Origin of the sequence: Pseudomonas sp. 13159349, from assembly GCF_013305685.1 — a bacterium.
In the GTDB taxonomy this organism is placed as follows: Bacteria; Pseudomonadota; Gammaproteobacteria; order Pseudomonadales; family Pseudomonadaceae; genus Aquipseudomonas; species Aquipseudomonas asiatica.
Map to the genome: position 1 here is coordinate 4,302,538 of NZ_CP045553.1, position 14,587 is coordinate 4,317,124.

At 63.3% G+C, this 14,587-nt stretch carries 13 protein-coding genes; 6 read left to right on the top strand and 7 right to left on the bottom strand.

From position 1 onward, the window contains the following. Positions 1-146: 146 nt before the first annotated feature. The 4 genes from phhA to GEV38_RS19885 all read left to right on the top strand — a co-directional run bounded on the left by phhA (position 147) and on the right by GEV38_RS19885 (position 2,938). Positions 147-935: a phenylalanine 4-monooxygenase gene (phhA, locus tag GEV38_RS19875; protein WP_015271273.1), complete on the top strand. Its 789-nt coding sequence runs from the start codon at positions 147-149 to the stop codon at positions 933-935. A gap of 39 nt (positions 936-974) precedes the next feature. Further along, positions 975-1,331 (top strand): 4a-hydroxytetrahydrobiopterin dehydratase, encoded by a 357-nt coding sequence (locus tag GEV38_RS19880; protein ID WP_003254532.1) that lies wholly within the window; start codon positions 975-977, stop codon positions 1,329-1,331. 190 nt (positions 1,332-1,521) lie between these two features. Continuing rightward, on the top strand, positions 1,522-1,650 hold the full coding sequence (locus tag GEV38_RS27795; RefSeq protein ID WP_015271274.1) for a hypothetical protein: 129 nt from the start codon (positions 1,522-1,524) through the stop codon (positions 1,648-1,650). Positions 1,651-1,741: 91 nt separating this feature from the next. Then, positions 1,742-2,938: an MFS transporter gene (locus GEV38_RS19885; RefSeq protein WP_054573800.1), complete on the top strand. Its 1,197-nt coding sequence runs from the start codon at positions 1,742-1,744 to the stop codon at positions 2,936-2,938. Positions 2,939-3,076: 138 nt separating this feature from the next. Here GEV38_RS19885 and GEV38_RS19890 read toward each other — a convergent pair whose 3' ends face one another. Next, the gene (locus tag GEV38_RS19890; protein ID WP_054573799.1) at positions 3,077-6,097 is read right to left on the bottom strand and encodes an FAD-binding and (Fe-S)-binding domain-containing protein; all 3,021 of its coding nucleotides are present in this window, start codon (positions 6,095-6,097) and stop codon (positions 3,077-3,079) included. A 152-nt stretch (positions 6,098-6,249) separates the two neighbouring features. Here GEV38_RS19890 and GEV38_RS19895 point away from each other — a divergent pair, with 152 nt between their 5' ends. Beyond that, positions 6,250-7,134, top strand: a complete 885-nt coding sequence (locus GEV38_RS19895; protein WP_015271277.1) for a LysR substrate-binding domain-containing protein — start codon at positions 6,250-6,252, stop codon at positions 7,132-7,134. Positions 7,135-7,310: 176 nt separating this feature from the next. On the opposite strand, the gene GEV38_RS19900 is transcribed toward GEV38_RS19895, so the two are convergent. The 6 genes from GEV38_RS19900 to GEV38_RS19925 all read right to left on the bottom strand — a co-directional run bounded on the left by GEV38_RS19900 (position 7,311) and on the right by GEV38_RS19925 (position 13,926). Then, positions 7,311-8,729: an amino acid permease gene (locus tag GEV38_RS19900; RefSeq protein ID WP_161551429.1), complete on the bottom strand. Its 1,419-nt coding sequence runs from the start codon at positions 8,727-8,729 to the stop codon at positions 7,311-7,313. Positions 8,730-9,472: 743 nt separating this feature from the next. Beyond that, positions 9,473-10,540 carry a 23S rRNA pseudouridine(2605) synthase RluB gene (gene rluB, locus GEV38_RS19905; protein ID WP_013973666.1) on the bottom strand — a complete coding sequence of 356 codons (1,068 nt, stop codon included), beginning with the start codon at positions 10,538-10,540 and terminating at the stop codon, positions 9,473-9,475. Positions 10,541-10,814: 274 nt separating this feature from the next. Then, positions 10,815-11,585: an SMC-Scp complex subunit ScpB gene (scpB, locus tag GEV38_RS19910; protein ID WP_054573798.1), complete on the bottom strand. Its 771-nt coding sequence runs from the start codon at positions 11,583-11,585 to the stop codon at positions 10,815-10,817. Beyond that, positions 11,572-12,297 carry a ScpA family protein gene (locus GEV38_RS19915; RefSeq protein ID WP_161551480.1) on the bottom strand — a complete coding sequence of 242 codons (726 nt, stop codon included), beginning with the start codon at positions 12,295-12,297 and terminating at the stop codon, positions 11,572-11,574. Before GEV38_RS19915 ends, scpB begins: the two co-directional genes overlap by 14 nt. A gap of 125 nt (positions 12,298-12,422) precedes the next feature. Further along, on the bottom strand, positions 12,423-13,052 hold the full coding sequence (locus GEV38_RS19920; RefSeq protein WP_038408376.1) for an L-threonylcarbamoyladenylate synthase: 630 nt from the start codon (positions 13,050-13,052) through the stop codon (positions 12,423-12,425). Between the two features lie 13 nt (positions 13,053-13,065). Further along, the gene (locus tag GEV38_RS19925) at positions 13,066-13,926 is read right to left on the bottom strand and encodes a PHP domain-containing protein (RefSeq protein ID WP_054573797.1); all 861 of its coding nucleotides are present in this window, start codon (positions 13,924-13,926) and stop codon (positions 13,066-13,068) included. A 67-nt stretch (positions 13,927-13,993) separates the two neighbouring features. On the opposite strand from GEV38_RS19925, the gene GEV38_RS19930 reads away from it, so the two are divergent. Next, entirely contained in the window at positions 13,994-14,587 is a 594-nt protein-coding gene (locus GEV38_RS19930; protein WP_003259096.1) for a septation protein A, read from the top strand.

Consider the following 14,587-nt stretch of genomic DNA (forward strand, 5'->3'; position numbering starts at 1 on the left):
ACGCCTTTTTGTAAAATTATCGTTACGAAAACATCGCCGAATGCCGGTCCCGCTCACTGGCCCACCCCGTGCAAAGTGGCCAGCGAAGGGATATTCATTAGGCATGTCCTGCACATAACAAGAAAAGCCCTCACCAGGAGAGCCACATGAAACAGACGCAATACGTGGCACGCGAGCCCGATGCGCATGGTTTTATCAATTACCCGCAGCAAGAGCATGCGGTATGGAACACCCTGATCACCCGTCAGCTGAAAGTGATCGAAGGCCGCGCGTGCCAGGAATACCTGGACGGCATCGACCAGCTCAAGCTGCCCCATGACCGTATTCCGCAACTGGGCGAGATCAACAAGGTGCTGGGCGCCACCACCGGTTGGCAGGTTGCTCGGGTCCCGGCGCTGATCCCCTTCCAGACCTTCTTCGAACTGCTGGCCAGCAAGCGCTTCCCGGTAGCCACCTTCATCCGTACCCCGGAAGAGCTGGACTACCTGCAAGAGCCCGATATCTTCCACGAGATCTTCGGCCACTGCCCGCTGCTGACCAACCCTTGGTTCGCCGAATTCACCCATACCTACGGCAAGCTCGGCCTGGCCGCGACCAAGGAACAACGCGTGTACCTGGCGCGCCTGTACTGGATGACTATCGAGTTCGGCCTGATGGAAACCGCGCAGGGCCGCAAGATCTATGGCGGCGGCATCCTCTCGTCGCCAAAGGAGACCGTCTACAGTCTGTCTGGCGAGCCCGAGCACCAGGCCTTCGACCCGATCGAGGCCATGCGCACACCGTACCGCATCGACATCCTGCAGCCGTTGTATTTCGTGCTACCGAACATGAAGCGTCTGTTCGACCTGGCCCACGAAGACATCATGGGCATGGTTCACAAAGCCATGCAGCTGGGCCTGCACGCACCGAAGTTTCCACCCAAGGTCGCTGCCTGAGCGACCTTGCCGATAACAACTCGAACCGGAAAACACCACATGAATGCCTTGAACCAAGCCCATTGCGAAGCCTGCCGCGCCGACGCACCAAAGGTCACCGACGAAGAGCTGGCCGAGCTGATTCGCGAAATCCCGGACTGGAACATCGAAGTACGTGACGGCCACATGGAGCTGGAACGCGTGTTCCTGTTCAAGAACTTCAAGCACGCCCTGGCGTTCACCAATGCCGTGGGCGAGATCGCCGAGGCCGAAGGCCACCACCCGGGCCTGCTGACCGAGTGGGGCAAGGTCACCGTGACCTGGTGGAGCCACTCGATCAAAGGCCTGCACCGCAATGACTTCATCATGTGCGCACGCACCGACAAGGTGGCGGAGACGGCTGAAGGCCGCAAGTAAGCACTGAAAGAATGGGGCCCGATGGCCCCATTTTTTATGGAAAACATGTCCGCTGTTCGCCCGCAAAACCGACAAGCGACCGCCAAAAAATCCAAACTGTCATCCAGACTTGTGTATCCTGCCCCAGCTTTGCGAAGCTTCAAACGCGCCTGGCGCAGACTTTTCACTCACACTTGCGAGGAACGACGAGATGCATGAAATCCCGAATCTTCCCTTCCCAAGCCTGAACCCAGAAGAGCCAACCGTGACCGTTCACGCCGAACCGGCAGCTGCCGTCGAGCAGGATGGTGACGATCAATCAAGCGCTGACCAGGAATAACCGCGCATCCCCCGACTGTGTGAAAACGGCTGACCTGCGGGCTACCCCCGTCATCACGTTTTCACACCGTCCAGAACCCACGTAGGCCCTCATGCCCCACTCACCGCGCCCTCTTGCGGTCACCCTGCAAGTCGTCTCCATCGTCCTCTTCACCTTCATCGGCTACCTGAACATCGGCATCCCGCTGGCCGTATTGCCCGGCTATGTGCACAACGACCTGGGCTTCAGTGCCGTGGTCGCGGGCCTGGTGATCAGCGTGCAGTACCTGGCCACCCTGCTCAGCCGCCCCACCGCCAGCCGCATCATCGACAACCACGGCAGCAAGAAGGCGGTCATGTATGGCCTGGCCGGCTGCGGCCTCAGCGGGGTTTTCATGCTGGCCTGCGCCTTCCTCACCCACCTGCCCTGGCTGAGCCTGGCCTGCCTGCTGGTCGGCCGCCTGGTACTCGGCAGTGCGGAAAGCCTGGTGGGCTCCGGTTCCATTGGCTGGGGCATTGGCCGCGTAGGTGCTGAAAACACGGCCAAGGTCATTTCCTGGAACGGCATCGCCAGCTATGGCGCGCTGGCCATCGGCGCTCCGTTGGGCGTGCTGATGGTCAAGAGCCTGGGCCTGTGGAGCATGGGCGTGAGCATCATCCTGCTGTGTGCGCTCGGGTTGCTGCTGGCCTGGCCCAAACAGGCCACACCGATCGTCAGTGGCGTGCGCCTGCCGTTCCTGCGGGTGCTGGGCAAGGTGTTCCCGCACGGCTCGGGGCTTGCCTTGGGCTCGATCGGCTTTGGCACCATCGCCACCTTCATCACCTTGTATTACGCCAGCCGTGGCTGGGCCAATGCGGCACTGACGCTGAGCCTGTTCGGCGCCAGCTTCATCAGTGCGCGACTACTGTTCGGCAACCTGATCAACCGGCTTGGCGGGTTCCGGGTGGCGATCGCCTGCCTGTCGGTGGAAACACTCGGGCTGCTGATGCTGTGGCTGGCGCCCAGCGCCGAACTGGCGTTGGCGGGGTCCGCACTGAGCGGGTTCGGCTTCTCGCTGGTGTTCCCGGCACTGGGGGTGGAGGCGGTGAACCAGGTGTCGGCGGCCAACCGCGGGGCGGCGGTGGGGGCTTATTCGCTGTTCATCGATTTGTCGCTGGGGGTGACCGGGCCGCTGGTGGGCGCGGTGGCGGCGGGGTTCGGGTTTGCTTCGATGTTCCTGTTTGCGGCAGCAGCGGCGGCTTGCGGGCTGGTATTGAGCCTGTATCTGTATCGGCAGGCATCATCTTCAAGGCATGCACGGGACTTGTAGGAGCAGCCTTGTGCTGCGAAGAGGCCATTACTGCCGAAGAAAACCTATTGGCTCTACCAGCCTCTTCGCAGCGCAAGGCTGCTCCTACAGGGACGGCGTAAACCAGGGGGCTGCAAGGCAGCCCCGAGGCCCTGATGGTCAGCGCTTGGCGTACTGCAGCACCACTTCCAGCGGGTGGCGCATCTGCCGCTCGGTCATGCGCTTGACCTGGCTGCGGCACGAGTAGCCTGTCGCCAGCGGCTCGCCTTCCTTGTCCAGCTTGGTCGCCCACGACTGCTCGAAGATGGTCCGCGAGGTATCCTGATTGCGCGCCTCGTGCCCATAGGTACCAGACATACCGCAGCAACCAGTCGCCTCGGTCACCAGCTTCAGGCCCAGACGGGCGAACACCTGCTCCCACTGCTTGGTGCTGGCCGGCACGTTGGTCTTCTCGGTGCAGTGCGCCATCAGGCGGAAATTGCCCGGCGCAGTCGGTGCCTGCTCCGGCAGCACGTCCATCAACCACTCCTGCGGCAACAGCACCTGCGGGCAGCCATCCAGGCCCGGCACTTTCTGGTACTCCTGGCGATACACCAGGGTCATCGCCGGGTCCAGGCCCACCAGCGGCACGCCGCAGTCAGCCAGGGCCTTGAGCTGGGTCGCATTACGGACAGCCGCCTTGGCAAACGCACCGAGGAAGCCCTGAACGTGGAGTGGCTTGCCGTTTGCACTGTACGGCGCCAGGAACACCCGGTGGCCCAGGCGGTGCGCCAGGTCGATGAAGGCCGACAGCAGCGGTGTCTCGAAGTAACGGGTAAATGCATCCTGCACCAGCACGATGCTGCGCTCGCGCTGGGCCGGGGTCAGCTCACGCAGTGCCGGCACGCTGGCCACGCCGACGCGACAGCGGGTCAGGGTAGCCTGGAAGTTGAAGCGACTGATCAGCGGGCTGTCGACCATGCCGACCTTGTCGGCCAGCAGCTTGCTCACCCACTTCGAGCCCATCACCGCGTTGTACAGCCCTGGCGCGTGGGCCAGGTACGGGATGGTGAACTCCAGCGAACCGATCAGGTAGTCACGCAGCGGGCGCTGGTAGCGGCCGTGGTACAGCTCGAGGAAGCGCGAGCGAAAGTCCGGCACGTTGACCTTGATCGGGCACTGACCGGCGCACGACTTGCACGCCAGGCAGCCGGCCATGGCGTCGTACACCTCATGAGAGAAGTCTTCCTGGCCCTGGCTGCGCGCGCGGTTGTTGCGCAGGCGTGCCGGCAGGCCCTTGAGCCACGACACCTTGTTGCGTGCCGCCGCCAGCACGTCGATGTTGGCCTCGCCCTGCAGGCGCAGCCATTCGCGCATCAGCGAGGCACGGCCCTTGGGTGAGTGCTGGCGCTCGCGGGTGGCCTTCCACGACGGGCACATGGCGTCGTTGGGGTCGTAGTTGTAGCAGGCGCCGTTGCCGTTGCAGTGCACGGCGCTAGGGAAGTCCTGCCACACGCGTTCGTCGATGGTGCGGTCGAGATCGCCGCGCAGGGTTACGCCATCGACCGGGGTCAGGCCTTCGGCACTGCCCAACGGGGTGCAGATCTTGCCCGGGTTGAGCTGGTTGTGTGGGTCGAAGGCGCCTTTCAGGCGCTGCAGCGCCGGGTACAGCTCGCCGAAGTACTCCGGCACGTATTCAGAACGCAGGCCCTTGCCGTGCTCGCCCCACAGCAAGCCGCCATAGCTTTTGGTCAGCGCCGCCACGGCGTCGGAAATCGGCTTGACCAGTGCGGCCTGGGCCGGGTCCTTCATGTCCAGCGCCGGGCGCACGTGCAGCACGCCGGCATCGACGTGGCCGAACATGCCATAGGCCAGGCCGTAGCCATCGAGCAGTGCACGGAAGTCGGCGATGTAGTCGGCCAGTTGCTCCGGCGGTACCGCGGTGTCTTCCACGAACGGTTGCGGGCGTACTTCGCCCTCGACGTTGCCCAGCAGGCCCACCGAACGTTTACGCATGGTGTAGACGCGGGTCACCGCCTCGGCACCCTCGGCCAGGGTATGGCCCAGGCGCTCGACGCTGGTGTCGCTCTGCAGGTGCTGGATGAACGCTTGCACCTTGGCATTGACCTCGGCCGGCTCGTCGCCGCAGAACTCCACCAGGTTGATGCCCAGGGTCGGGCGCTCGGGGTCTGCCGGAAAGTATTCGGCGACGCTGTGCCAGACGATATCCTTCATCGCCAGCATCAGCACCTTGGAGTCGACGGTCTCGATCGACAGCGGCTTGTGCGCCATCAGCGCGTTGGCATCACGCAGTGCATCCATGAAGCTGGTGTAGCGCACGTTGACCAGCACGGCGTACTTGGGGATCGGCAGCACATTGAGCTTGGCTTCGACCACATAGCCCAGCGAGCCCTCGGCACCGCACAGCACGCTGTTGAGGTTGAAGCGGCCCTGCTCGTCGCGCAGGTGGGCCAGGTCATAACCGGTCAGGCAACGGTTGAGCTTGGGGAAAGTGGCTTCGATGAGATCGGCCTGGGTTTCCTGGATCTCCCGCGCCATGCGGTACACCTCGCCGACCCGGCCGGGCGCGGCACAGGCCTGTTCCAGCGCAGCATCGTCGATCGGCAGGCTGTGCAGGCGCTCGCCACCGAGCAGCACGCTGTGCAGCTCCAGTACGTGGTCGCGGGTCTTGCCATAGGTGCAACTGCCCTGGCCACTGGCATCGGTGTTGATCATGCCGCCGACAGTGGCACGGTTGGAGGTGGACAGCTCGGGGGCGAAGAACAGCCCGTGCGGCTTGAGCGCAGCGTTGAGCTGGTCCTTGACAGTACCGGCCTGCACCCGCACCCAGCGTTCCTCGACGTTGATTTCGAGGATCTTGTTCATGTGCCGCGACAGGTCGACGACGATACCGTCGGTCAGCGACTGCCCGTTGGTGCCGGTACCACCACCGCGTGGGGTCAGCTTGACCTGCTGGAAGCGCCCCTCGGCCATCAGCGTGGCGACCCGCGCCACATCGTCGGCGTCCAGCGGGAACACCGCCGCCTGTGGCAAGCGCTGGTAGATCGAGTTGTCGGTGGCCAGCACCGTGCGGGTGCCGTAGTCGGCACTGATCTGGCCACGGAAGCCGCTGTTGCGCAGGGCTTCGAGGAATTCGGGGTAGTTGGCGCTCGGGGCAACGGTCGGCAGCTGGGCGATCATCGAAGGATGGCCTCTTGATATTGGCTAATTCACGGGATTCCTGTCGTTCCGGCATGGGTGATGACATGCGGAGGTGACGTGCAGGCCAATGTTCCTGTAGTTTCGCTTCAGGGGCAAACGGATAATCCTGCCGCTATTAATGACTTTCATGAATGAATTACCGCCATCTCACCCCGTCCATGTCGCTGCTACTGGCTTTTGAGGCTGCCGCCCGGCATGAAAGCTACACCCGAGCCGCCGCCGAGCTGTCGCTCACCCAGAGCGCGGTCAGCCGCCAGGTGCAGGCGCTGGAGCAGCAACTGGGCCTGACCCTGTTCCGCCGCGAGGGGCGCCAGGTGCAGCTGACCGATGTCGGCCGCCTGTACCAGCGCGAGCTCAGCGAAGCACTGGGGCGCATCCGCAGCGCCACCTTGCAGGCGTTGGCCTACCAGTCGGGGGTAGGCACCTTGCGCCTGGCCACCCTGCCCACCTTCGGTTCGAAATGGCTGCTGCCGCGGTTGCATGCCTTCTACAGCGCACACCCGGGCATGCTGGTGCACATACATTCACGCATCGAAGCCATCAACTTCGACACCAGCGAGATCGATGCCGCCATCGGCGTGGCCAGCCACGACCTGCCGGGGTTGATCTGCCATCGCCTGCATGCCGAGGAACTGGTGGTGATATTGCCGCCTGAGGCTGGTGCGGACAGCCAAGGCTGGAGCCCTGCACGCATCACTGAAGAGGTGCTGCTGAATGTGGCCAACAACCCGCATGCCTGGGGCGAGTGGTTCTCGCACCATGGCCTGGCGCACCGGGCGATGCGCCTGGGGCCGAGCTTCGAGCTGACCTCGCACCTGATCCAGGCGGTACGGGCCGGGATCGGCATCGGCCTGGTGCCGCGCATACTGGTGGAGGAAGAACTGGCCAAGGGTGAGCTCTACAGCCCAGGGGTGGCATTTGCCAGCCAGCGCAGTTATTACCTGATCTACCCGCCGCGCAATGAGGCGTTGCCGTCGCTGCGGGCGTTTCGCAGTTGGTTGCTGGAGCAGATCTGATTCTTGCCTGTGCCGGCCTCTTCGCGGGTAAACCCGCTCCCACAGGTATAGCGCTGCTTTCAGGTCAGGTGATGTCCCTGCGGGAGCGGGTTTACCCGCGAAGAGGCCGTTACAGGCAATAAAAAACCCGAAGCCAGTTCCTGACTTCGGGTCTTTTGTACGCTACCTGCAGCGCCTTACTTGGCCACGCTACCAGCAGCCCCAAGGGCCTGCGCCTTGCGACGCGGCTTGACCATGTAGACCACGAACATGGCGAACAGCCACACCGGGATCGCATACACGGAAACCTGGATACCCGGGATCATCGCCATGATGCCCAGAATCAGCACCACGAACGCCAGGCAGATGTAGTTGCCATAGGGGTACCACAGCGCCTTGAACAGCGGCTTCTGGCCAGTGCGGTCCAGGTGCTGGCGGAACTTCAGGTGCGAGTAACTGATCATCGCCCAGTTGATCACCAGGGTAGCCACCACCAGCGACATCAGCAGCTCCAGCGCGTTTTGCGGCATCAGGTAGTTGAGCAGCACCGCGATCAGCGTCACGCCTGCCGACGCCAGGATCGAGCGCACCGGCACACCGCGGCTGTCGACCTTGGCCAGCGACGCCGGAGCGTCACCTTGTTCGGCCATGCCCAGCAGCATGCGGGCGTTGCAGTAGGTGCCGCTGTTGTACACCGACAGCGCTGCAGTCAGGACCACGAAGTTCAGCAGGTGCGCGGCCACGTCACTGCCCAGCAGCGAGAACACCTGCACGAATGGGCTGCTGCCATAGCTGCCACCGGAGGCATCGATGCTGGCGACCAGGTTGTCCCATGGGGTCAGCGACAGCAGCACCACCAGGGCACCGACATAGAAGATCAGGATACGGTAGATGACCTGGTTGATCGCCTTGGGGATCACGGTCTTCGGCTTGTCGGCCTCGGCTGCGGTGAAGCCGAGCATTTCCAGGCCACCGAAGGAGAACATGATGAAGGCCAGGGCCATCACCAGCCCGCTGACACCGTTCGGGAAGAAGCCGCCGTGCGACCACAGGTTGGCCACGGTTGCTTCCGGGCCGCCGCTGCCGCTGGTCAGCAGGTAGGCACCCAGGCCGATCATGCTGACGATGGCCACCACCTTGATGATGGCAAACCAGAATTCGGCCTCACCGAAGAACTTCACGTTCATCAGGTTGATGGCGTTGATCAGCACGAAGAACGCTGCCGCTGTGACCCAGGTGGGGATCTCCGGCCACCAGTAGTGGACATACTTGCCGACCGCCGAAAGCTCCGACATGCCCACCAGGATGTACAGCACCCAGCAGTTCCAGCCCGACAGGAAGCCGGCGAAACCACCCCAGTAGGTGTGGGCGAAATGGCTGAACGAGCCGGCCACCGGCTCTTCGACGATCATTTCGCCGAGCTGGCGCATGATCATGAAGGCGATGAAGCCGCAGATGGCGTAGCCAAGGATCATCGACGGGCCAGCGGATTTCATCACGCCTGCCGAGCCGAGGAACAGGCCGGTACCAATCGCACCGCCGAGGGCGATCAACTGGATATGGCGGTTCTTCAGGCCCCGCTTGAGCTCGCCTGAATGCATGTTTTGTCCACTCATGAACGAAGTCACCTGCATTGTTTTTATCTGTGACGGAATCGGACCCACCGCGCTCGTGGCGCAGCGGAATGGGCAAGGTGGTTACCTTGGGTTTCCTGACCTCAGGGGCCGCCGGAGCGGGTCAACCAGGCGTGATCAAGAGTGCGCGGTACGCAAAGGAGTCACAGGTAAAACGCGGCGCACTGTATACCCCTGCAAACGCGCAGGCGTCAACGCGTTGCATCGTTTCCTCGGGAAAAAACGCAGCGATCCTGTGGTGTGGGCCTTGAAAGGCGAAGTGATCGGCGTACATGGCGCCTCCATTTGTTGTTTTGTCAGCCTGGCTCTGTGGGCAGGCTTTTGCACACGGCAATGGCGGCTATAACACCGTGGGGCGGGGCTTTGGGCAAGGGTGGGCGGGGCTTGGCTGGCTGTTTTGATGGGGAGTCGGCGGCAAGGTTTGTTTACACGATTCGACCTAATCTGAAATCCGGGCTGAAACCGACTACATTCGTACAATTTTCTTTACAGGGTGGTTCGGGAACTTGCCAGTCGTCCGAAAATTCTTTTTGTTCAATATCTTGGGGCCGCTTTGCGGCCCATCGCGACACAAGGCCGCTCCTACATGGACCGCGTCAATTTCAAATATTGCGCGGCCCTGTAGGAGCGGCCTTGTGTCGCGATGGGCTGCGCAGCAGCCGCAAATTCTCACAGCCATAAAAAAACCAGCCCGAAGGCTGGTTCTATTTCAACGCAAAGGCCAATCAGCCACGCGGTTTGCCGCGGCCACGCCCTGCCGGCTTGTCACCTTCAGGCTTGGCCGGACGCTTGCGCATCTCGCTCGGGCGTTCGGCCACGGTGCTGCCACGGCCGGTCTTGCGCGGGGCCTCTTCACGCGCCTGGCGCGCCGGGCGTTCGCCGGCAGCAGCACCTTCGTGGGCCGGGCGCAGGCTGCGCACGCGCTCGCCACGGCCCAGCGGGCGGGTCGATTTGCGCTGCAGGCGCTCCATCTTGTCCTTGGCCTTGAGCTTCATGGCTGGCAGCGCCACCGGCTGCAGGCCCACTTCAGCAGCGAGGATGTCGATTTCGCCCTGGGTCATTTCACGCCAGCGGCCCATCGGCAGGTCGGAGTTGAGGAACACCGGGCCGAAACGCACGCGCTTCAGGCGGCTGACCACCATGCCCTGGGACTCCCACAGGCGACGCACTTCACGGTTACGGCCTTCCATCACCACGCAGTGGTACCAGTGGTTGAAGCCTTCGCCACCGGGTGCCTTCTGGATGTCGGTGAACTTGGCCGGGCCATCTTCCAGCATCACGCCGGCCTTCAGGCGCTCGATCATCTCGTCGTCGACCTCACCACGCACACGTACCGCGTACTCACGGTCCATCTCGTAGGACGGGTGCATCAGGCGGTTGGCCAGTTCACCGTCGGTGGTGAACAGCAGCAGGCCGGTGGTGTTGATATCGAGGCGGCCGATGTTGATCCAGCGGCCTTCTTTCGGACGTGGCAGGCGGTCGAACACAGTCGGGCGGCCCTCCGGGTCGTCACGGGTGCAGATTTCGCCATCGGGCTTGTTGTACATGATCACCCGGCGGGTGGCCTCGGCGGCCTCTTCGCGCTTGATCAGCTTGCCATCCACGGCAATGGCGTCGTGCAGGTCGACGCGCTGGCCGAGGGTGGCCTCGACGCCGTTGACCTTGATGCGGCCCTGGCTGATCCAGGCCTCGACGTCACGGCGCGAGCCAACGCCAATGCGCGCCAGCACTTTCTGCAGCTTTTCGCCGGATGGAGGGGTGATCTCGGTATCTTGCAGGTCTTGCTCACTCATCTGGGCACCTCCCGGTGTAGGAATGAAATAAGGGTTCTGGCGACGAACGCGCCAAAAGGCCGCGCATCATACGCGGTTCGGCGGGGGAACGCACTGGAGGGTAGAGGGTTTTGTGGGCTTTGCGAGGGGTTTCTGCCTAATGGTTATGTATTGGCAGTACCGGCCTCTTCGCGGGTAAACCCGCCCCCACAGGTACCGCATCACTCTCAGGGCCTGGAATATCCCTGTGGGAGCGGGTTTACCCGCGAAAGGGCCAGCACAGACAACAGAAGACTCAGGGCTGCAACTTGCCGTCCTCTTCCACAGCAGCCTCAGCCTCTTCCTCGCGCAAGTCATCGAAATCGGTCTTCAGCCCCTCTTCCATGGCATCCAGCTCCACCAGCAGGCTACGGAAGCTGGTCTCCTCCTTCGGCTCGGCAACCTCTTCCTCTTCCCCAAGGCTGGCATCCGCCAATGCCTGCAGGTGCGCCGGCACTGGCGCATCATCCGGGTCGAGCAGCGGCTCGGGCTCCATCTCCCGCAGCTCGGCCAAGGCCGGCAGCTCGTCCAGGCTCTTGAGGTTGAAATGGTCGAGAAACGCCTTGGTGGTGGCGAACATCGCCGGCCGCCCGGGCACTTCGCGGTAGCCGACCACGCGGATCCACTCGCGCTCCATCAGGGTTTTGATGATGTTGCTGTTCACCGCCACGCCGCGCACATCTTCGATTTCGCCACGGGTGATGGGCTGGCGGTAGGCGATCAGGGCCAGGGTTTCCAGCAGCGCGCGCGAGTAGCGCTGCGGGCGTTCTTCCCACAGGCGCCCGACCCACGGCGCAAAGTCCTCGCGAATCTGCAGGCGGTAACCGCTGGCCACCTCCTTGAGCTCGAAGGCGCGGCCGTTGCACGATTTGCCCAGCAGCTCCAGCGCCAGCCTGAAGACCTTGGGCTCCGGTCGCTCGGCTTCCTCGAACAGTTCGTACAGACGCTCCAGGGATTGCGGCTTGCCCGAAGCCAGCAGGAAAGCCTCGATCAGCGACGCGAGGTCGCGGGGTTCATTCAGGTTCATCAGGGTCTTCAACAAGCGCCGGGCGAAGCCGCACGTGGATGGCGGCGAAGGGTTCATTCTGCACCAGTTCGATCAGCGATTCCTTCACCAGCTCGAGAATCGCCATGAACGTCACCACTACGCCCAGCTTGCCCTCCTCGGCGGCGAACAGCTCGACGAACGGCACGAAACCGCCACCCTTCAGGCGTTCCAGCACCTGGCTCATGCGTTCGCGGGTGGACAAGGTCTCGCGGGTGATCTGATGGCTTTCGAACAGGTCGTTGCGGCGCATCACCTCGGCCATCGACACCAGCAGCTCTTCCAGACTGACCTGGGGCAGCAGCTTGCGCACCTTGGCCTGCGGCGCCTCCAGGCGCGGCACCACCACCTCGCGGCCGACCCGTGGCAATTCATCGATACCTTCGGCGGCAGCCTTGAAGCGCTCGTACTCCTGCAGCCGGCGAATCAGTTCGGCGCGCGGGTCACCCTCCTCCTCCTCGACCTCGGCCGAGCGCGGCAGCAACATGCGCGACTTGATCTCGGCGAGCATGGCAGCCATCACCAGGTATTCGGCGGCCAGCTCCAGGCGCACGCTCTTCATCAGCTCCACGTAGCCCATGTACTGGCGGGTGATTTCCGCCACCGGAATGTCGAGGATGTCGATGTTCTGCTTGCGGATCAGGTACAGCAACAGGTCCAGCGGGCCTTCGAAGGCTTCGAGGATGACTTCCAGAGCGTCCGGCGGGATGTACAGGTCCAGTGGCAGTTCGGTCAGGGCTTCGCCATAGACCAGTGCCAACTGCAGCTGCCGAGGCGTTTCGGCCTGTTCGGCCGGTGCCTCGGGCGTTTCCACCTGGCTCACGCGTTGACCAGGAACGGCGTGGGGTCGCCGCAGCCTTCACGGACCAGTTCCGGTTCATCACCGGACAGGTCGATGATGGTCGATGCCTTGAGGTCACCGAAACCGCCGTCGATCACAAGGTCGACATGGTGCTCCAGGCGCTCGCGGATCTCGTAAGGGTCGGTCATCGGCTCGGTGTCGCCTGGCAGGATCAGGCTCACACTCATCAACGGCTCGCCCAGTTCGGCCAGCAGGGCCAGGGTAATGGCATGGGCCGGCACCCGTAGCCCGATGGTGCGCCGTTTATCGTGCAACAGCAGGCGCGGCACTTCGCGCGTGCCGTTGAGGATGAACGTGTAAGGCCCCGGCACATGTGCCTTGAGCAGCCGGAAGGTGCCGGTGTCGACCTTGGCGTACAAACCCAGCTGCGACATGTCGCAGCACATCAGAGTGAAGTTGTGCGTCTTGTCCAGCCCGCGCAGGCGCCGCACCCGTTCGATGGCCGCCTTGTCACCCATCTGGCAACCCAGTGCATAGGCCGAATCCGTCGGGTACACCACCACACCGCCCTTGCGGATAATCTCGACGGCCTGCTTGATCAGGCGCTGCTGCGGGTTCTCCGGATGAATCTGGAAAAATTGGCTCACGTAGTCGTCCTGTTCATACCGCCAAAGGCTGTTCATGGCTGAATCGGCGCCACAGAGGTGGCAGGTCCTCGGGCAAAGGCCGGTAGGCACCGATCTCGCCCCAGGTGCCGGGGCCGTGGAAGTCACTGCCAGCGCTTGCCAGCAGGCCGAACTCACGGGTGAGGATGGACATGGTGCCCACCTGCTCGGCAGGCATCATCCCGTTGACCACTTCAAGCGCCTGCCCGCCTGCCTGAATATAGTCGGCAATCAGTCTTCTGCGCTTGCTGCGGGTCAGATCGTAGTGCATGGGATGCGCCAGGCTCACCCAAGCGTTGGACTGGCGCAGGGTCGCGACGGTTTCATCAAGGGTCGGCCAGTGCTGCTTGACGTCCCCCAGCTTGCCGGCGCCCAGCCATTTGCGAAACGCCTCGCTGCGATCCTTGACGTGCCCGGCACGCACCAGGTACTCGGCAAAATGCGGGCGCGCCGGGGCGTTGCCGCTATCGCCCAGTTCGTGCTGCACGGCGCGAGCGCCGTCGAGGGTACCGGGCATGCCCTTGGCCGCCAGCCGTTTGTCGATTTCTTCGGCGCGCAGCCAGCGGCCACGGTGCAGCGCTTCGATCGCCGCCAGCAGGGGCGGTGCGTCGAGCGGGAAGTCATAGCCCAGCACATGGATGGTCGCGCCACCCCAGGTGCACGACAGCTCCACCCCGCTGACCCAGTGCATGCCCTTGTCGCGGCACGCCTGGCGCGCCTCGGGCAGGCCTTCGATGGTGTCATGGTCGGTCAGTGCCAGCGTTTGCACCCCATGCTCATGGGCCCGGGCGACCAGTGTCGAAGGCGACAGGGCGCCGTCGGAGGCCGTGCTGTGACAGTGCAGATCAACATTCATGGAGGAGCGCTTTCGCTGGAATCGATGTTTGTTATTATGCCGTCACATCCCGATTCTGGCTGCCATTGTGAAACAATTCATCGATTTCATCCCGCTGCTGCTGTTCTTCATCGTCTACAAGCTCGACCCGCGCCCCATGGAAGTCGCCGGCCACAGCTTCGAATTCGGCGGCATCTACAGCGCCACGGCCATGCTGATCATCAGCTCGCTGGTGGTCTACGGCGCGCTGTTCCTGCGCCAGCGCAAGCTGGAAAAGGGCCAGTGGCTCACCCTGGTGGCCTGCCTGGTGTTCGGCGGCCTGACCCTGACCTTCCACAGCGAAACCTTCCTCAAGTGGAAGGCACCGGTGGTGAACTGGCTGTTCGCCCTGGGCTTCGCCGGCAGCCACTTCATCGGCGACCGGGTGCTGATCAAGCGCATCATGGGCCACGCCCTGAGCCTGCCCGATGCCATCTGGACCCGCCTGAACCTGGCCTGGATCGGCTTCTTCCTGTTCTGTGGCGCGGCCAACCTGTTCGTCGCCTTCACCTTCCAGGACTTCTGGGTCGACTTCAAGGTGTTCGGCAGCCTGGGCATGACCGTGATGTTCCTGGTAGCGCAGGGCGTGTACCTGTCGCGCCACCTGCACGACGACCCTTCTACCTCCAAACCCAAGGATTGA